The organism is Allobosea rubneri (assembly GCF_032464875.1).
Taxonomy (GTDB): Bacteria; Pseudomonadota; Alphaproteobacteria; order Rhizobiales; family Beijerinckiaceae; genus Allobosea; species Allobosea rubneri.
Genome location: NZ_JAWDID010000022.1, coordinates 53,921 through 80,736, shown reverse-complemented (window position 1 = coordinate 80,736; position 26,816 = coordinate 53,921). Strand labels below are relative to the sequence as shown.

At 66.2% G+C, this 26,816-nt stretch carries 16 protein-coding genes and 1 pseudogene; 8 read left to right on the top strand and 9 right to left on the bottom strand.

The window, feature by feature from the left end; translation table 11 throughout:
* Positions 1–16: 16 nt before the first annotated feature.
* Positions 17–811, bottom strand: a complete 795-nt coding sequence (locus RKE40_RS15655; RefSeq protein WP_316019159.1) for a transporter substrate-binding domain-containing protein — start codon at positions 809–811, stop codon at positions 17–19.
* A 248-nt stretch (positions 812–1,059) separates the two neighbouring features.
* Here RKE40_RS15655 and RKE40_RS15650 point away from each other — a divergent pair, with 248 nt between their 5' ends.
* Positions 1,060–1,833, top strand: coding sequence for an IclR family transcriptional regulator (locus RKE40_RS15650; protein ID WP_316019158.1), 774 nt, complete (start codon positions 1,060–1,062; stop codon positions 1,831–1,833).
* A gap of 16 nt (positions 1,834–1,849) precedes the next feature.
* On the opposite strand, the gene RKE40_RS15645 is transcribed toward RKE40_RS15650, so the two are convergent.
* Complete coding sequence (locus RKE40_RS15645; RefSeq protein ID WP_316019173.1) at positions 1,850–2,338, bottom strand: DUF192 domain-containing protein; 489 nt, start codon at positions 2,336–2,338, stop codon at positions 1,850–1,852.
* Between the two features lie 285 nt (positions 2,339–2,623).
* Here RKE40_RS15645 and RKE40_RS15640 point away from each other — a divergent pair, with 285 nt between their 5' ends.
* The 3 genes from RKE40_RS15640 to RKE40_RS15630 all read left to right on the top strand — a co-directional run bounded on the left by RKE40_RS15640 (position 2,624) and on the right by RKE40_RS15630 (position 6,066).
* Positions 2,624–4,474, top strand: a complete 1,851-nt coding sequence (locus RKE40_RS15640) for a hypothetical protein (RefSeq protein ID WP_316019157.1) — start codon at positions 2,624–2,626, stop codon at positions 4,472–4,474.
* Positions 4,475–4,638: 164 nt separating this feature from the next.
* Entirely contained in the window at positions 4,639–5,178 is a 540-nt protein-coding gene (locus tag RKE40_RS15635) for a CatB-related O-acetyltransferase (RefSeq protein WP_316019172.1), read from the top strand.
* Between the two features lie 69 nt (positions 5,179–5,247).
* Positions 5,248–6,066, top strand: a complete 819-nt coding sequence (locus tag RKE40_RS15630; RefSeq protein ID WP_316019156.1) for a class I SAM-dependent methyltransferase — start codon at positions 5,248–5,250, stop codon at positions 6,064–6,066.
* A 258-nt stretch (positions 6,067–6,324) separates the two neighbouring features.
* Here RKE40_RS15630 and RKE40_RS15625 read toward each other — a convergent pair whose 3' ends face one another.
* Complete coding sequence (locus tag RKE40_RS15625) at positions 6,325–7,335, bottom strand: TRAP transporter substrate-binding protein (RefSeq protein ID WP_316019155.1); 1,011 nt, start codon at positions 7,333–7,335, stop codon at positions 6,325–6,327.
* A gap of 115 nt (positions 7,336–7,450) precedes the next feature.
* On the opposite strand from RKE40_RS15625, the gene RKE40_RS15620 reads away from it, so the two are divergent.
* The 4 genes from RKE40_RS15620 (at position 7,451) to RKE40_RS15605 (ending at position 11,209) form a co-directional block, all read left to right on the top strand.
* On the top strand, positions 7,451–8,131 hold the full coding sequence (locus RKE40_RS15620; RefSeq protein ID WP_316019154.1) for a GntR family transcriptional regulator: 681 nt from the start codon (positions 7,451–7,453) through the stop codon (positions 8,129–8,131).
* A gap of 24 nt (positions 8,132–8,155) precedes the next feature.
* Positions 8,156–9,328, top strand: a complete 1,173-nt coding sequence (locus RKE40_RS15615) for a mandelate racemase/muconate lactonizing enzyme family protein (protein ID WP_316019153.1) — start codon at positions 8,156–8,158, stop codon at positions 9,326–9,328.
* A gap of 64 nt (positions 9,329–9,392) precedes the next feature.
* Positions 9,393–9,932, top strand: coding sequence for a TRAP transporter small permease (locus RKE40_RS15610; protein ID WP_316019152.1), 540 nt, complete (start codon positions 9,393–9,395; stop codon positions 9,930–9,932).
* The gene (locus tag RKE40_RS15605; RefSeq protein ID WP_316019151.1) at positions 9,929–11,209 is read left to right on the top strand and encodes a TRAP transporter large permease; all 1,281 of its coding nucleotides are present in this window, start codon (positions 9,929–9,931) and stop codon (positions 11,207–11,209) included. The genes RKE40_RS15610 and RKE40_RS15605 overlap by 4 nt, the downstream gene beginning before the upstream one ends.
* Positions 11,210–11,267: 58 nt before the next feature.
* Here RKE40_RS15605 and ltaE read toward each other — a convergent pair whose 3' ends face one another.
* The 6 genes and pseudogenes from ltaE to RKE40_RS15575 all read right to left on the bottom strand — a co-directional run bounded on the left by ltaE (position 11,268) and on the right by RKE40_RS15575 (position 26,649).
* Positions 11,268–12,296 (bottom strand): low-specificity L-threonine aldolase, encoded by a 1,029-nt coding sequence (gene ltaE, locus RKE40_RS15600; protein ID WP_316019150.1) that lies wholly within the window; start codon positions 12,294–12,296, stop codon positions 11,268–11,270.
* A gap of 71 nt (positions 12,297–12,367) precedes the next feature.
* Positions 12,368–13,163: pseudogene (locus RKE40_RS15595) on the bottom strand (L-serine ammonia-lyase, iron-sulfur-dependent, subunit alpha); the annotation flags it as partial.
* A gap of 336 nt (positions 13,164–13,499) precedes the next feature.
* Entirely contained in the window at positions 13,500–14,825 is a 1,326-nt protein-coding gene (locus tag RKE40_RS15590; RefSeq protein WP_316019149.1) for an HlyD family type I secretion periplasmic adaptor subunit, read from the bottom strand.
* A gap of 54 nt (positions 14,826–14,879) precedes the next feature.
* Positions 14,880–17,495 carry a cadherin-like domain-containing protein gene (locus tag RKE40_RS15585; protein ID WP_316019148.1) on the bottom strand — a complete coding sequence of 872 codons (2,616 nt, stop codon included), beginning with the start codon at positions 17,493–17,495 and terminating at the stop codon, positions 14,880–14,882.
* Positions 17,492–19,300, bottom strand: a complete 1,809-nt coding sequence (locus RKE40_RS15580) for a type I secretion system permease/ATPase (RefSeq protein WP_316019147.1) — start codon at positions 19,298–19,300, stop codon at positions 17,492–17,494. Before RKE40_RS15580 ends, RKE40_RS15585 begins: the two co-directional genes overlap by 4 nt.
* A gap of 86 nt (positions 19,301–19,386) precedes the next feature.
* Complete coding sequence (locus RKE40_RS15575) at positions 19,387–26,649, bottom strand: peroxidase family protein (RefSeq protein WP_316019146.1); 7,263 nt, start codon at positions 26,647–26,649, stop codon at positions 19,387–19,389.
* Between the last annotated feature and the right edge of the window lie 167 nt (positions 26,650–26,816).

The window sequence follows — 26,816 nt, the reverse complement described above, 5'->3', positions numbered from 1 at the left end:
CCCTGCCCGACCGGGCTCAGAGTGCCGGCAAAGGTTGCATCGGGCCGCCGAGCCACTTCTTGTGCAGCTCGTCGAGATCGCCGTTCAGAGTGCTCTGGAAGATCAGCGTGTCGAGCCAGCGCAGCAGGGTGTGCTCGCCGAGCCGGACGGTGACATGGGCGGGCGCGCGGCGCAGCGCGAACTTGAAGTCGAATTCCTTGGCCGGGTTCTTCTTCGCGAGTTCGACGACCACGACGCTGTTGGCGGCCAGCAACTGCGCATGCCCGGAGAGATAGGCCTGGACAGCCGTCGCATTGTCCTCGGTGCGCATGATGTCGGCACCCGGGGCGAGCGCGGTCAGGACGAGGTCCTCGGTCGTGCCCTTGGCGACGGCGACGCGGTTGCGCCCGATATCCGCGGCCGATTTCAAGGCGAGGCCCTTGGCGCCGTAAACCGCCAGCGAGGTGTCGGCATAGGGCGCGCTGTACATGATCTGACGGGCGCGCTCGGCGGTGATCGACATCGCCGCGATGTTCATGTCCGACTTGTCGGTGAGCAGGAAGGGAATGCGGCTGGCGGCCGGCACCGGCAGCAGCTCGAGCTTCACGCCCAGCGCCTTGGCGACCAGCTTCGCCATGTCGATGTCGAAACCTTCAAGCTCGCGATTGGCGTTCATCATGCCGAAGGGCGGCACGTCGGCGAAGACGGTGATGCGCACCACGCCCTTGGACAGGATATCAGCGAGCTTGTCGGCCCGCGCCTCGACGCTCGACAGCAAACCCGCCGCAAGAAAACCCAAAGCCACCACGACCGCCCTGAAACCTGCCTTCATGATCGCTCTCCCTCTTCCGATCACTTCTTGCGATGCAGCGTTGCTTTCGTCTTGCAGGCCTCGACCTCGTCGTTCGTCAGGCCATGCGCGAGTTCATTCGATGCCCGCCTCTTCCGGCGAATAAATACTGGCCCTCCGCGGCCGGCGGAGCGCAAATACGGCTTTCAGCTTGATAGTGACGTAAGGCAAGGCTAACAGCTGCGTATATGCAGTCAAGCTTCACTAATGAATTGATCGGGAGCCTTTGCATGGAGCAGCTTCACGCCGAGCCGAGCAGTCGCCCGGGGCCCTATCCCGCTCCGGCGCTGGAGAAGGGGCTGGAGATCATCGAGTTGCTGGCAGCAGCCCAGAAGCCGCTCTCGACCCGCGCCATCGCCGAAAGCCTTGGTCGTTCCAAGGGCGAGATCTTCCGCATGCTGTTCGTGCTGGTCGAGCGCGGCTATCTCAACCGCGACCCGGCGACGGAGGAGCTGACCCTCAGCAACCGGTTGTTCGAGCTCGGCATGCGCACGCCGCGAGCGCGGCAGCTGGTCGAAGTCGCGGCGCCGGCCATGGAAAGGCTGAGCGAGAAGACCGCGCAATCGGCCCATCTCGTCGTGCTCAACGAGGGCGAGACGGTGGTGATCGCCAATGCCGCGGGAACGGGCGACATCAGCTTCACCTTGCGGCTCGGCTATCGGCGTCCCGCACATGACGCGACCTCGGGCCGCGTGATCCTCGCCTTTCAGGATGGCGAAGCACGCGAACGCAGCTTACAGCCCGCCCAGTTGGCCGACGGCCTGGAAGATCCAGGGTTCTGGGCGATGCTCGACGAGATCGCTGCCCGCGGCTTCCTCGTTGCGGAAAGCCACGACATGCCGGGCGTGACCGACATCAGCGCGCCGATCCTCGACCGGCAGGGCCGCGCCGTCGCCAGTATCGTCATTCCCTATCTCAACCGGAGGAGTGCTCGTACCCGGCACGACGAGGTGCTGGCCGAGCTGCTGGCGACCTGTCGCGCGATCTCGGCCGAGCTGGGCTGAGAAGGGGCCAGCCCGGTCAGCGCTTGAAGAGCGCGTGCTCGACCTTGTCTCCGGCTTTGATGCCAAGCTTCTCGGCGACGCCGCCATTGATCTCCAGCACTGACAGCACCGGCTCGCCGGAGGGGATGGTACGGGTCGAAAGCGGCTCGGTGCGCTCGGCAATCCGCGCCACGGTGCCGTCGGCGCGGATGAAGAGCATGTCGAGCGAGATGTAGGTGTTCTGCATCCACATCGCGACCGGCTCGGTGCGCTTGAAGTCGAAGAGCATGCCGCGATCGGCCGGCATGAACTGGCGGTGCATCAGGCCCCGGGCGCGCTGCTCGGGCGTGCGCATGACCTCGACCTGGAACTCGTGGCGGCCGCTGGCACTCACGATCGCCAGCGGCTCGAGCCCGACGGCAGGGGCGGCCTGCTGCGCCTGCGGGCGCTCCGGTGCCAGAGCTGCGAAGGCGAGCGCCAACACCCCGCAAATGGCCAGTCGCACCCAGCGTCCCGAAGCCTGCATGATCCGTTTCCCCAAAAAGGCCACCAATGCCGCAGAGCGTTGCCGGGACGCGATGGCGAATCTGCGGCCAATGGCAGGCAAGGCCGGCGCGCCGTCAAGCTTTTCACCGGTCCGCCCGTCTTGCGTCTTCCCTTCGCCTTCGCCTTGCGGCAGTTTCAGCGCCAATTCGAAGCCGAACGGAACGTTGGTCCCGGCCGGAAGCGATTTTGCCTCTCGGCTCGACAAACGCGACTTGGCCTCGTCCTTGTCGCGCGGGGCTTCGACACCATGCTCCAGGAGATATCGATGACCATTCTGCCCAGCCAGCGCCTCAGGCGCGTGCACCCGCTCCCGGCGGCGGGTCTGCTGCTCCTGCTGCTGGCCGGTACCGCATCGGCCGAGGACTTCCAGCTCGACAATGTCCGGCTCGATCTCGGCAAGTTCGTGCTCACCATCCCGAAACTCGACGTCAAGGGCACGCCGCTCGACCGCGCAGGCTTCCAGGCGATCTTCCAGGCGGGCCCCGGCAGCAATGAAAGCCCGGTCGCCCGGATGAGCCGCTTGACGGCTGCCGAGATCAGCGCACCGAGCCTGGTGATGGAGCAGAGCTTCGGGCCGCAGAAGCAGATCACGACCTATCGCGACATCCGTTTCTCCGAGATTCGGGAAGGCAAGATCGCGCGCGGCGAGGCCAAGGCCGGCTCGATCAAGGTCGAGGGCTCGACCTCCGGCCAGATGAACGGCGAAATCCTGCGCACGAGCTTCGAGGGGCTCGACCTGCCCCAGATCGCCCGTGTCTTCGCGGACAAGGCAGCGCCTGGCACCGAGCCTGCTATGCAGACCGTCTTCGGCCGGATCGAGCAGGACGGCTACACGCTCGATCTCGGCGAGCTCGGCAAGGTCTCGGCCGGCAAGGCCGCGCTGCGCAACTTCAAGGCCCGCGTCGGCAACGAGCCGATGGGCGAGCTGATGACGCGCATCGTCACGCTCGGCGAGGAGTCCGAGAAGGCGGCGAAAGATCTGAACAGCAAGGAAGATCCCGCCATCACCGAGGCGCGCGACCGGCAGATGCTGCTGGCGATGCTCGCCCTCTTCGATTCCGTCGACTATGGCAGCGGCGAGATCCGCGACGTCGTGATGGCGGTCAAGACGCCGCCGAAGCCAGGCGCCAAGCCTGAACCGGTCGACCTGCGCTTCTCGCGGATCGCCTTCGGCGAGGACACGCCGGAAAAATCGGGCTTCGTGATGGAAGGCCTGAAGTTCGAGGGCGGGGGCGGCAAGGGCTCGATCGCCTCGGCGGGGTATTTCGGCTTCTCGCTGGAGAACACGATCAAGGAGCTGCGCAAGGCCCTGGCCGAACCGGATTTCGACCCGAGCGCGGACGATCTGCGCCGCTTCATCCCCAAGCTCGGCACGATCCGCCTGAGCGGCATCCAGATCACCGCCCCCCAGCAGGGCAAGCGCGGCGCCGCGCCGCTACCGCCGATCGAGGTCGGTCTCGGCACCTTCGAGCTCAAGCATGGCGAGCAGGTCAACGGCATTCCGACCAACATGGCGTTGACCCTCGACAAGCTGACGATCCCTGTCGTCGAGAGCGCCTCGAACCCCTCCGCCAAGGACCTGCTGGCGATGGGCTACCGCAATCTCGACCTGTCCGCGAAGCTCGACCTTGCCTGGCGGGAGGCGAGCAAGGAGTTCGCGATCCGCGCGCTCTCGCTCGGCGGCGTCGGCATGGGCAAGCTCGAAGCCACCGGAACGCTCGGCAATGTCGGTAAGGAAGTGTTCTCCACCGATCTCGCTTTGGCGCAGGTGGCGCTGCTCGGCGCGACGGCGAAGAACCTCGACATCAAGCTGCAGAATCTCGGCCTCGCCGAGAAGCTGATCGAGAACGAAGCGCGCAAATCGAAGCGCAAGGTCGAGGATGTCCGTCGGGAATACGGCACCATTGCGAGCCTCGGCCTCGCCGCGCTTCTCGGCCCGTCCGACGGCGCCAAGGCGCTGGCCGGCGCGGTCGCGCGCTTCGTCGCCAAGCCCGGCAAGCTGAGCGTCTCGGCCACGGCCAAGTCTCCGGCCGGCCTCGGCCTCGCCGATGTGATCACGCTCGCCGAGCCGACCGAGATCTTCGAGAAAATCGACGTGAAGGCCGATACCGAGTGACACAGACAATGACTGGATCCGGCGGCTTTCGTTTGCCGCCGGAGGACGAGGCATGGCGCCCGGGCCGGTTCACCGCATGGTGGGCCGGCCTTCCCGATGGGCCCCGTGTCCAACTGCGCAAGGCCTTCAACAGGCACAACCAGACGCGGATCTATCTCGCGCATATGATCGCCCGGTACCCGGGCCAGATCATCGTCTCGCCCTATACCTATGGCCGGCCCAAGGTGCGTTTTCCCGGAACGGGCACGAGCCTGCGGATCGGCCGCTACGGCTCGATCGCCGACGGCGTCGAGATCTTCATGGGCGGCAATCACCGCCTCGACTGGGTCACGACCTATCCTTTCCCGGCGATCCCGAGCCTCTGGCCGGAAGCCAGGACACTGGACGGCAGCCACACCTCGCGGGGCGATGTCTCGATCGGCCACGATGTCTGGCTCGGCTCGCAGTGCTTCGTGCTCTCCGGCGTGACGATCGGACATGGCGCCGTCGTAGCGGCCCGCGCCGTCGTGACGCGCGATGTGCCGCCCTATGCGATCGTCGCCGGCAACCCGGCCAAGGTGGTGCGCTACCGCATGTCGCCGCAGCGGATCGAAGCCCTGCTCGCCCTGCGTTGGTGGGAATGGCCCGAAGCGGAGATCAAGCGCCGGATTCCGCTGCTGATGTCGGATCGCGTCGAGGATCTCGTCGCGCTACAGGGCGGTTGAACGGAAAACGATTGTCATCACCGCCCCCTACCCGTACGAGAGGGGCCTTCCTCATGCTCGGACTGGTTCATGCACGCTTCTGCCAACGACAAGGCGCGGGTTTTTCGCAAGGCCTATCTCGCCGAGGTCGAGACCGCTCAGCTGACAGTGCTCGATGTCGGCTCAGCGATCGTGGACGGCCAGAGCCTGTCCAACCGCGACGTGATGACGAATCCGGCCTGGACGCTGCGCGGCATGGATATCGAGCCGGGGCTCAACGTCGATATCGCCGTGGCCGATCCCTATGACTGGAAGGAGATCGCGACCGGTTCGGTCGATGTCGTGACCTGCTCCGAGGTCTTCGAGCATGCCGAGTTCTTCTGGATCACTATGCTCGAGATCTCGCGCGTGCTGAAGGGCAACGGGCTTGCCTTCATCACCTCCCCCGGCGGAGGTCCGCGCCATCGTTTCCCGGTCGACTGCTGGCGCTTCTACGACGATGGCTTTCCCGCACTCGCCCGCTATGCCGGGCTGAACCTGCTGGAAGCGCAGGTCCAATGGGTGCCGGCCTATCGCAAGGGCATTCAGTGGCGCGATTCGAGCGCCGTGATGCAGAAGCCCGTGCTCGATGCTGAAGCGGCACGGCTGGACGCGGCGCGGATCGCCATCGGAAAGAGCCTGCGGAACCCGAGGCCGGAGCTCACCGAACTGCAGACGCTCGGCGCGCCGGTGTCCCCCGCGCCGCTCAGCGCGATCCCGGCGATGACCGGAAAATCCGCCTTCGCAGCCCGCGAGGCCGAGCTGCTCGCCGGCAGCAGCGTATTCGTCCGCAAGGCGCGCCTGGTGCTCCGGCAGTTGCGAGAGGCGCGCCGCATCATCGCCACGCCGATGCGCGACCTGCATCTCTAGCCGGTCGCGAACTCCCCCGATCTCCGCAACTCCGAACTCCTGCGGCCAAGGACGTTGTCCTGCATGGCGCCATAGCGAACGGCCGCCGGAGCCGAGCTGAAGCTTGCCGCGAATGTTCGGGGCCGAGCAGTAGCGCATACGAGAGCACTGTCCGGAAGCCCACGGTCGCGAATCTTAGCAGGCCCGGGCGCAGCAATATCGTGCCGCCGCGCCCGAACCCGGTCGAATGACCTGTTCTTTAGCGTCGTCCGCGAGCGATCAGTTGCCGCGGATTTGCTTCAGCTGCGCCTGCACGGCGTCTAGCGTCTCGGCGCCGATCGCGGCGGCATGCTTCTGGTAGACGGCATTCGCCTTCTCGCGCATCCGCTTGAGCTCGTCGGGCGCGACCTCGTTGATGGTCATGCCGAGCTCCTTGAGCTTCGCCAGCGCCTCGTTGGCCTGTTCGCGATTGACCTGCCTCTCCTTGTCGCGCGAGACCGCGGCGCAAGCGGTGAACACGCCCTGCTCGTCCTTCGAGAGCTGGTCCCAGAGCCGCTTGGAGTACATCACCACTGCCGGCGTATAGGCGTGCTGGGTGATCGAGAGATATTTCTGGGCCTCGTAGAACTTGGCCGAATAGATATTGGCGTAGGGGTTCTCCTGGCCGTCGATCGCCTTGGTCTCGAGCGCCGTATAGAGCTCGCCATAGGCGAGCGGCACGGCATTGGCGCCCATATTGCTGAAGGTGTCGAGGAAGACGTTGTTCTGCATGACGCGGACCTTCATCCCCTGCAGATCCTCCCATTTCCGGATCGGCTGACGGGAGTTCGTCATGTTGCGGAAGCCGTTCTCCCAATAGCTGAGATTGACCAGCCCGACGCCGAGAAGGCGCTCCGAGATCTTCTGGCCGACCGGCCCGTCGAGCACGGCATCGGCCTCCTTCTCATTGGTGAAGAGGAAAGGCAGGTCGAAGGCGCCGAGCTGCGGCACCAGCCCGACCAGCGGCGAGGTCGAGGCGACGACGATGTCGAGCGTGCCCGAGCGGACGGCCTGGACCGCCTGCTGATCGCTGCCGAGCTGGGCGTTCCAGAAACCCTGGATCTTCAGCTTGCCACCCGACTTTTCGGCGACGCAGGCGGTAAGCGCAGCGGCGCCGGCGCCGAATGGGTGGTCCTGCGGCACGGCCGCCGACAGCTTGATCGTCCTCTCCTTGATCTGCGCCGCAGCCGGGCCGCCGGCCAGGGTGACAAGGGCGGTCGAGGCCAGGGCGGCCAGGGCAAGCTTCGTCATCGTTTCCTCCACTCCATACAATGCCGCCTCCGGGCGGCTTCTTGACATCTTGATGCTTGATACGTGATGCATCACACATTATCAAGAGACAGCCCTCGCACCTGGAGCCTTGTCTTTGTCAGAACCCTTGACGATGGACCCCGACTACAAGCTCTCGCTCGGCGAGCGCGTAGCGGGGATGCTGCGCAACGAGATCCTGTCGGGCCGCCTCGCGCCCGGCGCGCGGCTCAATCTCGATGACTACAAGACGAGCTGGGACATCAGCATCACGCCGCTGCGCGATGCCGCGAAGAAGCTCGAAGCCGACGGGCTCGTCACGATCTCGCCGCGCAAGGGCGTCTTCGTCGCGAAGATCGACAGCAACGCGCTGTTCGAGATCTTCGAGATCCGGCAGGCGCTCGAGCCGCTGATCACCGAGAAGGCGACGCCGCACATCCCGGCGCAGGAAATCGAAGCCGCACTCAAGGAGCACCGCGCGATCGAGAAGATCGTCTACCCAGCGCGCCGGCTCGAGCGGCTGCGCAAGATCGACGACCTCGTCCACGACCTCGTGCTCAACCACTGCCCGAACGCTCGCCTCGCCCGGCTCGTCATCGGGCTGCGCGACTCGATCATCTGGTGCCGCAACACCGTCCAGCACAGCGTGCCCGACGCCTTCGATCCTTCGCTCGCCGAGCACATCGCCATCCTCGAAGCCCTGGCGACGCGCGACAGCGCCCGTGCTGCCGGCGCCATGGCCGATCATCTGGCAGCAACGCGCGCCCGCACCGAAACCGCCCTCGCCGCCCGCGGCTGAACTCAAGACCGAGACTTTGCCGACATGAAGATCCGTTCGATCGAGACCTACATCCTGCGCACACCCTTGGGGGCGAAGCGCTTCTTCTCCTCCCAGGCCGCCTTTCCCGAGCGCAACAGCTTCCTGGTCAAGATCACCGCCGACAACGGGCTCGTCGGCTGGGGCGAAGGCGGCCAGTACGGACCGCCGGAGCCGCCCATGGCCTGCGTCGAGAAGGTCCTGGCGCCCAAGCTCATCGGCCGGCAGGCCGACGAGCCCGTGCGGATCTTCGAGGAGCTCTATTCCTTCAGCCGCGACTTCGGCCAGAAGGGCACCTATGTCGAGGCGCTGAGCGCCATCGACATCGCGCTGTGGGACCTTTGGGGCAAATCGCTCGGCAGGCCGGTTCACGCGCTGCTCGGCGGCGCCTTCCGCACGCGCGTGCCTGCCTATGGCACCGGCTGCTACTACCCGGACCACTATCGCGACACCGAGCGCATGCTGCGCGAGCTCGCCGAGGAGGCACGCGGCTACCGCGAGGCGGGGATGACCGCAATCAAGATGAAGATCGGCCTGCTGCCGATCGATCTCGACGCGCAGCGCCTTGCCGTGGTGCGTGAAGCCATCGGACCCGAGATCGGGCTGATGGTCGACGCCAACCATGCCTATACCTCGGCTTCCGCGATCCGGATCGGCCGCAGCCTCGAAAAGCACAACGTGCTCTGGTTCGAGGAGCCGGTGGTGCCGGAGGACCGGGAAGGCTACCGGCGCGTGCGCGACGCGATCGACGTGCCCGTCGCCGGTGGCGAATGCGAATACACCCGCTTCGGCTTCCGCGACCTCATGCTCGGCCAGTGCATCGACATCGCCCAGCCCGACCTCTGCTGCGCCGGCGGCTTCACCGAATGGACCAAGATCCTGGCGCTGACCAGCAGCTTCGGCGTCCTCACCGTACCGCATGTCTGGGGTTCGGGCATCGCAGTGGCGGCGGCGCTGCAGGCGATCGCGGTCGCGCCGCAGGTGCCGTTCACTGCGGCCGGCGTGCCGCTCCAGAACGAACCGATGATCGAGTTCGACCGGACCCACAACCCGCTGCGCGACGACCTCCTGGTCGAGCGCTTCGTGCTGCAGGACGGCGCCATTGCCGTGCCGACCGGCCCAGGCCTCGGCGTCGAGGTCAATGAGGCCGAGCTGCTGAAGTACAGCGTCAAGGCCTGACCGCTCAACGAGAAGCACCGCAGCGGAGCCGGTGAACGGCTCCGCCATGAAGGCGGGAGGAAGCATGCAACGACTCGAACACTGGGCCTTCCGCAGCCTCGAAATCATTATGGTCCTGCTGCTCGCGGCCATGACGCTGATGGTGCTGGGCAATGTCGTCCTGCGCTATGCCTTCGACTCCGGGCTCGTCGTCTCCGAGGAGCTCTCGCGCTTCCTCTTCGTCTGGCTGACCTTCATCGGCGCCGTCGTCGTGGCGCGCGAGAACATGCATCTCGGCGTCGAGACGCTGGTCGCATGGCTCGGCCGCCGCGGCCGCGTCACCTGCCTCGTCCTCTCCGATCTCATCACGGTGCTGTGCTGCGCGGTGTTCTTCTGGGGCACATGGCAGCAGGCCGAGATCAACGCGACCTTCTATGCGCCGGTGACCGGCATCTCGATGCTGTGGGTTTACGGCATCGGCTTCTTCAGCAGCGTCGGCATCGGCCTCATCGCCGGCGCGCGCCTGCTGCGTACGGCGACTGGACGCCTCACCGAAGCGGAGATCGCCGCCTTCGCCGGGGAGCTCACCGGCGAGGCCGCCAAGCTCAAGGAGCAGATGCCGTGACGGTCGCCATCTTCCTCTCCGCCCTGAGCGCCGCCATGGCCGTCGGGGCGCCGATCGCCTTCGCCCTGATCTTCTGCGCGCTGGCGTTGATGCTCTGGATGGGCAATTTCGACAGCCAGATCGTCGCCCAGACGATCATCGTCGGCGCCGACAATTTCCAGCTCCTGGCCGTCCCCTTCTTCATCCTCGCCGGCGAGTTGATGAATGCCGGCGGGCTCTCGAAGCGGATCATCAACTTCGCGCTCGCCTGCCTCGGCCATCTGCGCGGCGGGCTGGGCTATGTCGCGATCCTGGCAGCCCTGATCCTCGCCGCGATTTCCGGCTCGGCGGCCGCCGATACCGCGGCGCTCGCCGCGATCCTGATCCCGATCATGCGCAGCGCCGGCTACGACCTCGCCCGCTCCGCCGGGCTGATCGCGACGGGCGGCATCATCGCCCCGGTCATCCCGCCCTCGATCGGCTTCATCATCTTCGGCGTCGCCGCGAACGTCTCGATCTCGCAGCTCTTCCTCGCCGGCGTGGTGCCGGGGTTGCTGATGGGGGCTGCGCTGGTCGTCACCTGGTGGCTCACCGCGCGCAAGGACGACGTCAAGACCTTCCCGCGCCAGGGCTATCGCGAGCGCGGCAAGGCACTGGTCGACGGGTTCTTCGCCCTGTTCATGCCGGTCCTGATCATCGGCGGCATCAAATGGGGCATCGTGACGCCGACGGAGGCGGCGGTGCTGGCCTGCGCCTACGCCTTCATCATCGGCATGTTCGTCTATCGCGAGCTGAAGGTCTCGATGCTGTTCGGCCTGCTGCTCAACGCGGCCAAGACCGCCTCGGCGGTGATGTTCCTGATCGCGGCCGCCCTCGTTTCGGCCTGGCTGATCACGCAAGCCAACATCCCGGCGGAGCTGTCGCGGGCGCTCGAGCCCTTCATGCACAGCCCGACCCTGGTCATGGTCATCCTGATGCTGCTGGTGCTCGTCGTCGGCACGGCGCTCGACTTCACGCCGACCGTGCTGATCCTGACGCCGGTGATGATGCCGATCGTCAAGCAGGCCGGCATCGACCCTGTCTATTTCGGCGTGCTCTTCATCATGAATAACGCCATTGGGTTGATCACACCGCCGGTCGGCATCGTGCTCAACGTGGTGAGCGGCGTCTCGGGCGTCTCGATGGGCGCGGTGATGCGCGGCGTCTGGCCGTTCCTCGTCTCCCAGGTCGTGATCCTCGTGCTGCTGATCCTCTTCCCGTCGATCGTGCTGACACCGCTCGCCTGGATGCGTGGCTGACGGTGGCAGGGCGAGCCGACCGCTCGCCCTGGCTCGCCATTCAGCCCGGCAACCGCGATCAGACGCGCGCTTCCCGCTTGTCGAAATAGGCCTCGCAGGCCTCGGCGACACGCGCGAGCGAGGTATTGTCCACATCGAGGTGGGTCACCCAACGTAGCGTTCCGTAGCGCCCCCCGACGGCAATGCCGCGGCCGCGCAGGAACGTGGCGAAGGCGGCGGTGTCGAGCTCCTTTGGCGCCATGAACACCATGTTGGTGCGTGACGGCCCGGCGCCGAGCGCGGGGAAACGCGCCAGAACCGCCGCGAGGTCCGCCGCGCGCCGATGATCCTCGCCGAGCCTGGTGACATTGTGCTCCAGCGCGTAGATCGCAGCCGCGGCGATGACGCCGGTCTGGCGCATGCCGCCGCCCAGCATCTTCCGGATTCGGCGGGCCTTCTCGATGAATTCCCTGGGACCGACGAGGACGGAGCCGATCGGGGCTCCTAGCCCCTTGGACAGGCACAGCGACACCGTGTCGAACTGGCCGGCGATCCAGGCAGCGTCGCGGTTGCTCGCCGCGGCGGCGTTCATCAGCCTGGCGCCGTCGAGATGGGTGGCGAGGCCGCGCGAGCGGGCGAGCCCGGTCGCAGCCTCAAGGTAGGCGTCGGGCAGGACGAGGCCATTGAAGGTGTTCTCCAGCGCCAGCAGCCGCGTGATCGCAAAATGGAAGTCGTCCGGCTTGATCGCGTTGGCGATGGCGTGGAGCGCGATGGTTCCGTCCGGCTCGTTGGGCAAAGGCTGCGGCTGGATCGAGCCCAGCACGGCCGCGCCGCCGCCTTCCAGGCGATAGGTATGGGCCATCTGGCCGACGAGATACTCCTCGCCGCGGCCGCAATGGGCCATCAGCGCGGCGAGATTGGCCTGCGTGCCGGTCGGGAAGAAGAGGCCGGCTTCCTTGCCCAGTCGCTCGGCGGTCATGGCTTCCAGCCGCTTGGTGGTCGCGTCGTCGTCATAGACAGCGTCGCCGACCTCGGCCGCAGCCATGGCGGCGCGCATGCCGGAGCCGGGGCGCGTTACGGTATCCGAACGGAAATCATCCACGATCATTCAACCAGGTCTCCATTGGCCACGTGTTTGCTCATAGAAGCCGATCAGGTCCGGCTTGCGAAAGGTCGTGCTCAGCGTTCCGGCAGATTGACCGCCGGCCCGCCGAGGCTGGTTTCCTTGAACCTGGCGTTCATGGCCTCGCCGGTCTGGCGCATCGCCTCGATGCAATTGTCGAGCGGCATGAAATGCGAGCCGTCGCCGCGCAGGGCGAGCGAGGCGGCCGCGACCGCCTTGATAGCGCCGATGCCGTTGCACTGGATGCAAGGCACCTGGACCGGTCTCGCCACCGGATCGCAGGTCATGCCGAGATGGTGCTCGAGGGCGATCTCCGCGGCGTTCTGAAGCTGCTCGGGCGAACCGCCCAGCGCGGCGCAGAGACCGGCCGCGGCCATCGCGGCGGCCGTCAGCAGGAAGTCGGCGACCTTGCCGGGCTCGGCGCCGACGCAATGGTCGCGATAATAGCGCAGCACCGCTGGCACGACGCCGGCCGCCCCGTTGGTCGGCGAGGTTACGACCCGGCCCCGGCCGCGTTCTCCTCGTCTACCGCCATGGCATAGACGCCGAGCCAGTCCGAGGCGGCGTGCGGTTAGACACGATTGCTCTGCCGCTCGGCCAGCAATTGGCGATGGATCCGCGCAGCCCTGCGGCGAACACGCAACCCACCCGGCAATTCGCCATCCTGGCTCAGGCCCCGCTCGATGCAGCCGCTCATCACCGACCAGAGACGGGCGAGACCGCGTTCGACCTCGTCCGGCGCCTGCCGGTGGTTCTCGTTGGCGCGCTTCATCTGGCGATCGAGAGCCCGCTCTCACGCGCCATGCGCAGCATCGCTGTCGCATTCTCGGACGGATAGGGCCAGGACGAGCCTTCGGTGACGGCCGGCGGCGCCTCGTGCTCCTGCGCCGTGGCGCTTTCCCCTGGCAAAGATGCGATGTGTCGAGTTTTGGGAAACTCTGCACCCGAGCGGAGCGGCATCTGACCACCAGTCGACCAAGTGACAGATCGCCTGCCAACACTTCACCTGACACTGGAGACAGCGCCATTAGCAGAGGTTGGGAAGTGGTCGGAAAGCGGACTCTACTCTCCCTCCTGACGCCGGCGCGGTGTCCGGGAAATTCCGACTTCGCTTGACCGGTTCCTGCAGGAGGCCTTCTCCGAGGTTCCTTTCTGCTCCGTCGTTCTCACAAACATGCCTGCCGGCACTCACCTTTCCCTGAAGATCCTGCTGGCGTGATCGGTGAAAGGTTTGACGAGATAAGACAGGGCCGTGCGCTCTTCCGTCTGGATGAAGACCTCGACCGGCATGCCCGGCAGCAGCCTGCGGTTCTCCACCAGGGCCTCGTTCTCGAGTTCGATATCTCCGGAATAGTAGGTCGAGCCGTTGCTCGGATCGCGAGAGGTCGCGGGCGAAACGTGGATCACCTTGCCGGAGAATTCCGGCGTGGTGTTCTTGGCAAAGGCAGAGAAGCGCAGCCGGGCCGGCTGCTCCGGCTTGATCTGATCGATATCGACCGGCGCGATCCGCACCTCGACCGTCAGCCTGGCCTGCCGCGGCACGATGGTGGCGAGCCGTGCCGCGGGCGTGATGACGCCGCCTACGGTGAAGACGGTCAGCTCATTGACCGTGCCGTCGATCGGAGCGCGGATCTCGGTGCGGGCGAGCCTGTCCTCGGTCGCAAGGCGTCGATCACCAAACTCCGAGATCTTGGCCTCGACCTGGCGCAGCTCACGCTGGGCCTCAGTTCGCGCGGTCTCGTCGACCGCGATGATCTGCAGCCGGGCCTCGCTGATGCGCAGCTTCGCGCGGGCGAGCGCGGCGTCGATCTCGCCTCGCTCACCGAGCAGGCGGGCCCATTCGCGGTTGACTGTGTAGACGCGCGCACCGTCGATCAGGCCCTTTGAAAAAAGGCCGGCGTATTTCTGCTTTTCAAGCTCGACCAGGCGCAGTTCCTCGACCTTGGCGACGTGCCGCGCCTCCAGTCCTTTGATCTCCTCGCCAGACTGAACGATGCCGATCTCGAGCTGCTCCTTTCGGCTCTGGCGATTGGTCCTGTTGCCGTCGAAAAGCCGCGTCTCGCCCTCGATGATACGCGCTGCATCGCTGGAAAGCTGTGCCAGTTCCGCCGGAAACTGGATCGCAGCAAGGTCGTCGCGCTCGGCAGCCAGCCTGGCTTTGCGCCCGAGATTCTCGCCAAGCTGGGAGTGGATGATCGAGAGCTCGGCGCGCATCTGGACATCGTCGAGCCTGAACAGCACCTGCCCGGCCTCGACCTGGTCGCCCTGGCGCACCATGAGTGCCTGGATGATACCACCGTCGCGATGCTGCACCTCCTTCAGGTTCTGGTCGACCTTGACCGCGCCCTGGGCGATCACCGCACCGTTGAGATTGGCCGTCGCGGCCCAGCCACCGCAGCCGACCACGAGCATGAGCATGAGCGCGGAGCCCGCCACGACATGGGCCCCGAGCCGGAAGTTTGTCTTCCGACCGGCGTCGCCGGGATCGGCTGCATCGACCTGGTGGGCTGTCACGCTACTCTCCCTCTTCGGCGCCGCGGCGCCTGAAAACGCGTCAATTCCGCCGGTTCAGTAGTAATAGAGCCGGTGGCTGCCGAGGATTTCGATGGAGAAATCCCGCTCATCCTGCTGCTCGACGAAGACGTCGACGAAGGTCCATTCGCGGTCGCCGATCTTCTCAATGCGAAACCTGAACGGCTGATCGTCATCGTCCTTTTCGCCGTAGTTCCGCTCGAAGCGCTCGTCCTCGCGGTCACGCTCGCGATCGTCGTCATCGTCCCAGTCGGAGCGGATCTGGTACTGCTTGATGACGAGACGATCGCCCGCCTCGAAATCGAGGATATCGTGAACAAGGTCGCGATCGTCGTCGTCGAGGCTGACATCGAAGGTGAAGGTATCGCAGCCTTCGCCGCCGCTCAGCGTCATCGCCTTGGCGCCGACGGTGAAGTGATCATCGCCGCTGCCGCCGATGACCTCCTCGAGGTCGAAGATCCGGTTGTGGCCGATCTCGATGCCGATCGCGCTGCCCTCGACGAGGTCGATGTCGACACTGCGTCGCGCCTGCGAGAGGTCGAGCGTGTCGTGGCCTTCGCCCCCGTCGTAGCAGTCTTCGTCGCCGTCGAGCGCGGCGACGATGCGGTCATTGCCATCGCCGCCGTGAACCTGGTCGCGGCCGGCGCCGTCACGCAGCGTATCGTTGCCGCGCCCGCCCTCGATGCGGTCGTGGCCGGCGCCGCCATCAACGACGTCGTTCCCGTCGCCGCCGTCGAGATCGTCATCTCCGGCGCCGCCGAACATGGCATCGTCGCCCGCGCCACCCTTTGCCTCGTCGTCGCCGCAGGCGAGCATCATCACGTCGTTGCCGTCGCCGCCCTCGGCGTAGTCGTCACCCGCGCCGGCATCCATCGTGTCCGCGCCATCGCCGCCATAGAGCTTGTCCCTGCCGGCCCCGCCCGACAGATTGTCGTTTCCGGCACCGCCATCGAGGATGTCGTCACCGCCTTCGCCACACAGGGTGTCGTTGCCGCCCTCGCCGAAGAGGCGATCGTCGCCGTCGGCCCCGCAAGCGGCATCGTCGCCATCGCCGAGCTTGGCGGTATCGTCGCCCGCGGCGAGCTGGACCGTGTCTACCCCGCAGCCGCCGATAACCAGGTTGTTGCCGCTGCCCGAGACGGTGACGGTATTGGTGCCCGAGCCGGTCGAGATCACGTTGTTGCCTGAGCCGCCGTCGATCCTGTCGTCACCCTCGCCGCCGTCGATGATGTCATCGCCGTCGCCACCAAGGATGATGTCATTACCCGGGCCGCCGATGAGGTGATCTCTGCCTGCGCCGCCGGAGAGCTGGTCGTTGCCCGCACCGCCGACGATCAGATCGTCGCCGTCATCGCCGTCGATAATGTCGTCGCCATCGCCGCCGTAGAGCTTGTCATTGCCGGCACCGCCATAAATCCTGTCGTTGCCGCTGCCGCCACGGATGATGTCGTCGCCTCGCCCGCCATGGATCAGGTCATCGCCGGCTCCCCCGTCGATGATATCGTCGCCGTCGCCGCCGAAGATGATGTCGCTGCCGCCGCGCGCGTCGATCGTGTCGTTGCCGCCGCGCCCGTCGATCAGATCGGCGCATTCGGTGCCGACGAGGCTGTCGTCGCCATCGGTGCCGATCAGCTCGACGAAGGCGACGATGCTGAGCGAGGCAACCTGCGCAGCGCTCGCCGCGCCATCGCTGACCTCGTAGCGGAAGGTCACTGGGCCGTAATAGCCTTCGGCCGGCCTGAACTCCCAGCCGCCGTCGACCGCGACGACCTGGCCCGAGGAGGCCCGGAGGTTGACGATCGTGAGCGGGTCGGCGTCGGCATCGGATGCGCCTGCGAGGAGCGCGACCGCCGTGATCAGGAAGCTCTTGCAGATGCCGATATCGCCCAGCACGACCGGTGCCGCCACCCGCGGCGCGCGATTTCGCGCCGTCGGCGGATCCTGCGGCTGCGGCGGGTCGATATCGCTATCGTCATCGTGTGGCCGTGACTCGGAATCGGGTGTGACGATCACTGGCGCGAACGGACCTACGACCACCGGCAGGCTGCTCCGCGCGCCACTGTCGAGACCGCTGCTGGCGGCAACGCTGTCGACAACGTCCTCGCGGTTACGGAGTCCGGCTCCCGCGGACGAACCACCGAAGGAGGCAGCGCCGACATTGTCGTTGCCGACACGCTCACGGCCGTAGTCGAGACCGAAGTCTTTCGCCAGCTGGAGTGTAGGCAACGGCAGCAGCGCGTAATCGATCGCTGGTGAATCAATGCCCATGAAATCGGCGATGCCGCCGACCGCCGATAGCATCCCGCCGGAGCCGATCGGATGGTCGGTTTCGCCCGGTTTGTCGTCGAGTGAGCCGGTCTCGTCCTCAGGCTGCCTATCCTCCTCCGCCGGTGCCTCGTCAATGCGGACCGGCCGCATGCGGTTTTCCGCAGCCGCCTGCGGATCGGGCTGGTTGGCGGATGGCTCAGGGTCGGATTTGGCGAGGCTGGGAAAGATGCTCTTCAGGTAGACGGCGACGGCGGTGAGCGCCAGAACGATCGCCGCGGGCCAGCGCGACGAGGGACCCGGCTCGGTCGCCGGCCCTCGGTAGATATCCTGCGCCGCGGGAAGCTGGGACGCCTCGGGCCTGAAGGATCTGACCTCGATCGTCATGCCGACACCCGGTCGTGCAAGGTGTTGAGATGCTCGGTCGCCCGCGGCATCCTGGCTGGGGTGGGAGACATGGCGGGGGTCTGGAGCGGCTGCGGCGTCGGCCCCACCTGGTTCAGTGCGGGCCCGAGAATCTCGCTTCGCGGGCCGAAGCCGGCGAGCTTGCCGCTCTGCACGACGCCGACGAGATCGACCGCCGTCAGGGCGCTCGGCCGATGTGCGACGATGACCACGATGCCGCCACGCCCCTTGATCGTCTCGATCGCCGTCTTCAGAGCGGCCTCGCCCTCGCCGTCGAGATTGGAATTGGGCTCGTCCATGACGACCAGGAACGGGTTGCCATAGAGCGCCCGTGCCAGGCCGATGCGCTGGCGCTGGCCGGCCGAGAGCGAGGCGCCCTGGGGGCCGAGCTGGGTCTTGTAGCCTTCGGGCAGGCGCAGGATCATCTCATGGATGCCGGCGGCCGTTGCGGCCGCGACGATGTCGAAGGCATCGGCCTGCGGATCGAGGCGCGAGATGTTCTCCTCGACCGTGGCGTCGAGCAGGCTCACCTCCTGCGGCAGATAACCCATCGAGCGTCCGAGCGTGTTCTCCGGCCATTGGCCGAGCTCGGCACCGTCGAGCCGGACCGAACCGCGCAGCACCGGCCAGATCCCGGTCAGGGCCCGAACCAGGGTAGTCTTGCCGCCGCCGCTCGGGCCGATGATGCCGAGCGCCTTGCCGGCGGCGAGCTCGAAACTGACATCGCTCAGCAGGATCTGACCGTTCCCTGGCGCGGCCACGGAGATCTTCTCGAGCTTGAGAGAACGGGATGGTGTCGGCAGCGCCATCGGCTCGCTCGCCTGGCTGAGGGCCACCACGGTCTCGCGCAGGCGCTGGAAAGCCCCGCGCGCCGAGACGAAGGGCTTCCAGTTGGCGATCGCCTGGTCGACCGGGGCAAGCGCGCGCGAGGAGGCGACCGAGGCGGCGATGATCGCGCCGGCGGAGAGCTCGCCCTTGATGGTCAGATAGGCGCCCAGCCCCAGCGTCGCCGATTGCAGGACCATGCGCAGCACGCGAGACACCGCGCCGAAGGTGCCGCCGAAATCGTTCGACTTCGTCTGCAGCACGAGATGCTCGCGATTGGCCTGGTTGAAGCGCTCGGCCGCGCGATCGGCGAAGCCCATCGCCTTGAGAACTTCGGCATTGCGGGCATTGCTGTCGGCGATCGTGTTGCGGGCGATTGCGGCCTGGCGCGTCGTGCCGTTGATCTGACGCGTCGCGACCTCGCTCAGCACCGTCAGCAGGGCGAGCACGAAGGCACCGCCGAACGTCAGGGCGCCGAGCCAGGGGTGCAGGAAGTAGACGAAGGCGAGATAGAGCGGGATCCAGGGCAGGTCGAACAGGGCGCCGGGGCCCTGGCTGCCGAGGAAGCCACGCACCGTATCGACGTCGCGGCCGCGCTCCAGGGCTTCTGCGCTTGAGAAGCCGAAGCGCGGCATGTCGATGGCGACGCGATGCGCGATCGGCGCGATGTTGTGGTCGAGCCTCGCACCGAGCCGCACCAGCACCTGCGAGCGGATCACGTCGAAGGCACCCTGGAAGAGATAGAGCCCGATCGCGAGGATCGAGAGCGCCGCCAGGGTCTGCACGCTGCCGCTGGTCAGCGCCCGGTCGTAGACCTGCAACATGTAGAGCGAGCCGGTCAGGGCCAGGATGTTGATGATGCCGGAGACCAGGAACAGGAAGAGGAAGGCGTTGCGGAACCCTTCCGTCAGCTTCGCGACATCGCGCTTGCGGGCACTTGCGAGGCCTTTGGACATTGCCATGGCGGCAGACCGTGAGTTCGAATTTCATGAGGAAACGCGGTGGAGGCAGGCGGGGCGTGCCCCCGCCTGCACTGGCTGCCTGGCGCTCAGAGCGAGAAGTTGCCGGCGTTCAGGTTGTGGCTGCCCTTCAACTCGATGCGGAACTCTTCGTCGCTGTTCGCATCGACGCTGCCGCTGACGATCGTGTAGTCGCCGTCCTGGCGGGTCTCGTAGGTCACGGCGAGCTGAGCCGCGCCGGTGAGCGGGCCGTTCACCAGAGTGAAGCTCTGGTTGCCGCCCTGCCCCGTATTGGCGTCGATGCCGCTGAGATCGAGTCGGTCGCCCGGTTCGAAATCGAGGATCGTGTCGCCGTCGGCCGCCGCGGTGCTGAGGAAGCGGAAGGTGTCGTTGCCCGCGCCGCCCTCCATCACGTTCACGGCGCTGCTCGCCGTGATCGTGTCGTCACCCGCCCCGGTCGCGACGTTCTCGATGCCCCAGAGCACGTCGCTGCCGCTTTGCGTGCTGTAGGCGCTACCGCGTCCGAGCAGGCCGTTGCCGAGATCGACGGTCAGGTTCGCGGTGATCGCGGACAGGTCGAGCGTATCGTTGCCGGCGCCGCCGCCGATATCGTCGCCGAAATAGGTGTCGTTGCCATCGCCCTGCTCACCGACGATCACGTCGTCGCCGGCGCCAGCCACCACCGTGTCGTCGCCGGCGCCGGCCATGATCCAGTCATTGCCGGCCTCGCCGAAGATCCGGTCGTTGCCGGCCTCGCCATGGAGGAAGTCGTCGCCGGCGCCACCGAAGACCTGGTCGTCGCCGGAACCGGCGAAGACCACGTCCCTGCCCGCCCCGGCGTCGACGAAGTCGGCGCCTTCGGCCGCGGAGATCGCATCGTCGCCGGCCTCGCCGATCAGCACGTCATCCCCCGCGAAGCCGACGATGTTGTCGTCGCCCGCCGTGCCGACCAGAACGTCGGTCTGCGGCGTGCCGGTACGCGGACCGGCGGGCTGCGGCTGCGCGCCGTCGTCATCGTCGCGGCCGCAGGCATCGTCGTCATCGTCGTCGTGACCACCGTGATGATCATCGTCGTCATGCTGACCGGAGCCGAACTGCGGCATGCCGTGACCGCCCGCCGTGAAGCAGATGCTGTGCGACTGGCTCGTCATCGTGGTCACGCCGTTCGCGTCGGTCGTGATCTCGTAATCCTCCGGCGACGCTCCGGCGGGCAGCTCGATGACGTCTTGTGGCCGTAGCGCGCCGACGATCGTGTCATTGCCGCCGTTCGAGCGGAACACGATTCGATGGGCGGAATCGAGGCCTGAGATATCGACCGTGTCATCGCCGGCGCCGCCGTCGATGGTGATCGTGCTGAAGTTCAGGCTGGTGCCGTTGAAGTCGCCGACCACCTGGATCGTGTCGCCGCCGCTCGCTCCCCCGCCCGCACCGCCCGGGCTGGTCACCTGGAGGGTGTTGATCCGGATCTCCTCGATATTGTCGAGTTCGGCGATCACCGCGCCATTGCGGGCGATGACGATCTCGGTGCTGGCCGCCAGCGACAGCCCGGCGATGGCCGAGACGGCGGCGGCACGGGAATAGACCACGAAAGTCTCGGCGCCGTTCGAACCATTCAGCTGATAGGTATCGGTGCCGTCGCCGCCATCCACCAGGTCACGGCCGCCCGAGTTGCTGACCTGCACGATCGTATCGTTGCCTGCGAAGCCGAATATGGCCTGCGAGCCGTTGCCGCCATTGAGATTGTTGTTTCCGGTCGTGCCCGCAACGACCGTGTAGGTCGACCCGGCAAAGCTGAGCTGCTCGATGCTGTTCAACGTATCGGTGCCGCCGTTTCCGACGGTGTCGGTAACCACGATGTTCGTGCCATTGACGCCGAGGCTGTAGTTGGAGATCGGCCCGGAGAAGGCGGCGGTATCCGTGCCCGTTCCGCCGAGGAGCGCATCGTTTCCAGCGCCGCCGACGAGAATGTCGTTGCCACCGCCGCCGTTGAGCTCGTCATTGCCAGCGAGTCCAAGGACGATCTGGTTGCCGTTCGCTCCGTTGTTGCCGTTCAGATTGTCGTTGTTGCCGTCAGTGCCAAGCACGACGCCGAACGTGCCGTCATCGAATTCGAGCGCCTCGATGCTCGTGAGCGTATCGGTGCCGTCCGGGCCCGACACGACCAGCTGCCCCGCCGTGTTGACCGAAACGAGATAGTCCGCAGCGTCGCCGTTGAAGACCGCAGTGTCGTTGCCGGCGCCCCCATCAAGGATGTCATCGCCGCCGCCACCCGCCAGCTCGTTGCTGCCGGAATTGCCGATGATAACGTTGGCGAGCGCATTGCCGGTCCCGTTGATGTTGCCCGTACCGGTCAAGACGAGATTCTCGACGTTGGTCTCCAGCGTGTACGTCACGGAAGAATTGGCTGTGTCGATGCCGCCTCCCGCCGCCTCGATGATCCGATCGCGCGAGTTTCCGGTGGCGTCGTCGATGAAGTAGGTGTCGTCGCCGAGGCCGCCGGTCATCGTATCGGCGCCAGCGCCGCCGTTCAGGATGTCGTTGCCCGCGCCGCCGTTGAGCGTGTCGTCACCGCCGCCGCCATTGAGGACATCGTCGCCGTCCGCCCCGGTCAGCGTATCGTCGCCATCGCGGCCGTTGAGAAGGTTTGGCCCTGCCGTTCCGGCCAGCGTGTTGCCGCCGGTGTTCCCGACCCTGGCCGTCATGATCGAGGTCACGGTTTCGACGTTGCCGACCAGATCAGTGAAGCTCGCGGTGACACGCAGAAGCTGGCCGACGAGGTTCGTGGGAACGCTGAAGCTTTGGCCGTTGGCGCCGGCGATGACCGTCCAGGTCGTGCCGTTGTTGGCCGAGGCCTCCCAGACATAGGCGAAGCCATTGGCTGGCGGCACGCCGTTGGGGTCGGCGATGCCGGAGATGTCAGCCGTCAGGATCTGTTCGGTGCCGGTGATGGTCGGCGCGCCGGTTGCCGGCGCATTGATCAGCTGTTCGATCGGATACTCGATCGTGCCGCCATTACCGTCGCTGAAGCGCAGGCGTTCGATGTTGAACAGCCGGTCGATGCCGTCGGAAATCCGGTTGCGGCCCGTGACGGGATCGATCACATCCGACTGCTCGACGTGCTCGACGGTAATGCTGCCGTCGGCATTCTCGGTGAAAGTGTAGTTTTCCCTGATGTCCCAGTAGACGGCGACGTCCACATCGCCATCCTCGTCGCCATCCAGGATCTCGCGCACGATGTTGAGCTGGGTCGGGACGATCGCTCGCGAGAGCATCAGCTCGGGCAAGGTCCGGCCATTCCAGGTGGAGACCAGCGCGCCCTGGATGACCTCATCGAGGCTGTCGACGGTGGCGAGTTGGTTGCCCTCGTCATCGCGGATGCTGATGCGGACGTTCAGCCACTGGTCGCCATCGATGATGTCGTTGCCGGCTTTGCCCTCGATCAGGTCGCTGCCGCCGCCGCCGAGGATGATGTCCGATGCGTCGGCGGTATCCATGACGATGGTCTCGGTCTTGCCGGCGACCGTGACCGTCCTGCGTTCGAGATGGGCGACCAGCGCGTCCAGCCCATCGATCAGGTGCAGGTTCTTTTCGAGAAGCGCGTTCGAGTAGGAATCCAGCGGCGCGTCCGGATCGACTTCCGCGGCGTTGCCGTCGGCGTCGTAGGCGCCCATGACGACCTCGCGGCCGACCAGCTTGTCGTCGTACTTCCAGCCCGAAAGGCCTTCGACGAGGTCGAAGCGGTCGCGCAGGATGTTGTTCTGCTGGTTCTGGAAGATCGACACCGTCATGTCGGAGTCGGCGGCCTGTTCGTGGCCCTTGTGGATCGCCCAGTCGAAGCCGGCCATGCCGTTGTTGCGCTCGATCCCCTCGCCCTGGAACATGATGTCGTCGCCGGACTCGGCATCGTAGTCGTTGTCGTTGCCGCGACCGTTCAGCACGTCGTGGCCGATGATCGAGGAATTGAAGAAGAGTTCCGAGTTCTCGCCGGCCAGCGTGTCGAAACTGTCGCCGCCCTCGATCCAGTCGTCGCCCTCGTTGCCGGCCAGGAAGCTGATGCCCGTGCCGCCGCGGATGAAGTCGTTGCCTTCGCCACCCGAGACCGTCTTGGCCTCGGTCCCGCCATAGATGAAGTCGTTGCCGCGGCCGCCGAAGATCAGGTCGAGACCGTTGCCGGGGGTGATGACGTCGTGCCCGTCATCGCCGTGGATCACGTCGGCCGCGCCGATATCGGTGCCGCTGTCGGTGATGATGTCGTTGCCGGCGCCGCCGTGAAGGTGGTCGACGCCATAGCCGCCCTCAAGGCGGTCGTCGCCATCACCGCCCCAGAGGGTGTCGTCGCCTTCGCCGCCGATCAGCGTGTCGTTCTGGGCGGTGCCGCCAAGCACGACGTGCTCAAGGCCGGTGTAGCGCAGATAGTTGGTCTCGACCTCGCTGGTCGCCGGATTGTCGCGCACGACGAGCGGGCTCATCGCCTGCAGCACCGGGTTGGTGTGGAGCGGGTCGGCCTTGCCGTCTGGCCCGAGCCCGGTGATCTGCCTGGCCTGATCGACCTCGAGGATATAGGCGGCGGTCTGGAAGGCGGCGCCGTTGATATGCGGCGCGTTCTCGTCGCCGGCCGTGGTGTTGCGCATGATCAGCTGCGCGAAGGAGTCGCCCTCGAGCTCGTTCAGCAGGTTCAGGCCCTGCGTGCGGCTGAGATAGTAGAAGCGGTCGCCCGCCTGGAGCTGCTCCATCTGGTATTCGAAGACATAAGTGAAGCTGGAGCCAAGCATCGCGCCGAAGGTCATCTTCTTCTCGGCCAGGCCGCCGATCCAGAAGTCGACACGGTCCAGGCCGGTGATGGTCGCGCCATCCGCTCCATTGGCCCAGGCACCGCCGCCGTTGAGGAAGGCGAGCCGGTCGGCAGGCGCCCCTGCCCCGCCCATCACCAGGAGGGTCGCGGCCTCGCGCTTGTCCTCGAGCGTCGTCGCCGAGGTGATCGTCGAATGCGTGCCGTAGGCGGCGATGAAGTTGATCAGCGACGCCGGATTCTTCATCGACAGGGCGAAGTCGAACCAGCTCTCATAGGGCTTGACCCGGCTGTCCTGGCTGTCCTCGTAGAACTGCCGGCGCGCTTCGTTGAGCGACGGCACGCCCGTCTCTCGGGCGCGGGCGATGTTGATGGTGCCGAGATCGAGCGGCAGGCCGACGAGGTTGTTGCGCAACGCATCGGTGAGGTGCTCGTCGATCTCGTTGCCAGTCTGGCGCATCATGCCGCGCAGGATCGCGGCGGAGGCGTCTTCAGCGCTGGTGCCCGCCGCATTGAACGCGATCGGATTGAGGAAGGCCTCGATCAGCCCGATCTCCGAGGCGACGGGGACACCGCCCGGACCGGCCTTGAGGATGTCGACCGTGTCGGTCAGCATCGAATGGCCAAAGCGGTAGACCACATGGGCGAACTCGGCGACGATGGCGCCATCGACGGTGGTCGTGTTCGAGAACAGGAACGGGTCGACGTCCGGTGCGACCGCCCGGCCGAATTCCTCGAAGACGAGATGCTGGTAGACCATCTCGGTCGAGAAGCGGGCGGCCTGAAACACGCGCTCGCCATCCCAGGCGAAGCCGGCATAGAAGGCGTCGATCGCCTGTTCATTCGGCGTCGGGGCATTCTCCAGCGCCAGCAACTGGGCCCTGGCGGTGTTGAACTGCTCCTGGGTCAGGTCGGTCACCAGCCACTCGTTGAGGAACGCGACGCTGGCGTTCTCCGCTGTGAACAGCTCGTGCTTGATCTGCTCCACGCGCAGATTGTGTTCGGCGTGGAAGATCTGGTGCACCGAAGTCAGGCCGATGTTCTCGTTGCCGCGCCCGTCGCCGACGATGAAATGCGCATCGAGCAGTTCGTCGTCGTAGGTCGTGGCGATACCGTACATGTTGGGGGTGATGACGTTGCCGGCGATATTGTCGGCGTCGGGCAGCACCTCGACGGCCGGCGTATCCGGATTGCGGTCATGGTCGACGGGGCCTGACGGCACCGCGCTGTGGGCGATGTCGTTGAGGAAGGCCCGTCCGGCTGAAAATGCCTGCGAAGCCGCGACCGGAGCGCCGAGGACGCCTTCGACGGGACCGGACGCCGTCACGAGTTGCGGCAGGCCGTTCGCGCCGCGGACGAACTCGCCATAGAGGTCGGTCAGCACCGCGGGAACCCGCAGCACGTCCATGTCGGTCAGCTGGATGCCCAGCATCTCGGCTGCCTGGGTCTTGACGTCAGCCCAGGTCGCAGGGCCACCGCTGGCGCCCTCGAGCATGCGGCCGGTCGCGACGGGCTTGCCATCGACCAGTGCGTATTCACGCAGAAAGACCTGATGCGACGGGTTCGAGGTGTAGACCTGGTTCAGGTCGATCCAGGGCGTCGTCTCGTTGTTGTGGTCGCGCGTGTCGTCCGCGGTCCCGAGCTGACCATCAGCGCCGGCCCCCATGACGGGCGTCGCGCGGGTCAGCACCATAAAGTTGGTGGCGCTGCCCGGCACGTAGAGCGGATCGTCGGGCTGGAGCGGGATGTAGACCGTGCCGGCGCCGCCCTTGCTGACGAGGTCGAGGCCATGGTCGAAGAACTGGCCGAACAGCGTGAAGAAGCCATTGAACGGAGCCGTGTCGCCGAGATCGGGCGCGACGTTCGGAATCAGGACCGAGTCGCCCTCCATGGTCACGCCGAGCGTCGCCTCGAGAGCCGCGTAGGCGTCGTCCTTGGCGTCGGTGGCGGTGTCGAGCACGGCTTCGGCGGCCTGGATCACGGCCTGCATCGCGGCAACCGTCGCGGCGGCGGGTGGCGGACCGTAGTAGAGGTTCGCCAGCGCCTGCTTCGCCGTCGCCACGCCCTTCTCGGCCGCCGCATAGGTCTCGTAGGCCGACACCGCCCCGTCATAGACCGCCTTGTTCGCTGCGATCGCGAGGAAGGCGTAAGGGTCCTCATGACCGAGATTCATCAGCGCGGAGATGATCGTCGCCGGATTGGCAAGGGTCTGGTCGGAGATCAGGTTCGAGATCAGGCGCGGCTGGGAATCGTAGACGTTTCCGGAGGTCTGCTCGTAGCTGGTCTGTGTGGCTCCCGCGGGCGATCCCGGACCATGGAGGCCGGCAGGGGCTGTCTCAGCGTCATGGAAGACCGGGTCGAGCAACCGCGGCATGATCTGGTCGGATGAGCCAACCCATTCGCGCCCGGGGGTGAGGTTGTTCCACGAGCCATCGACCGTCCGCAGGCCATAGGGAACGAGCGGGTTGTCGACGAGATCTGTGAGCGAGGCCCCATCGGTATGAGCTTCGGAGATCTTGATCTGCTTCAGGATGAATTGCAGGTCATGCGTGTTGAGTTTCATCACACCCTCGCTCACGAAGACAAATCGAATATGGAATAAGTTCACCGACGTCGGCACGACGGCGGCAGATTAATCCTTCGTTAGCGAGATAGTGCGGTAACTAAACAGAGCTGGTGAGAGAAATAGGTCCGATCAATTTCGAGACCAAATCTGGTGGCAAGAAAACG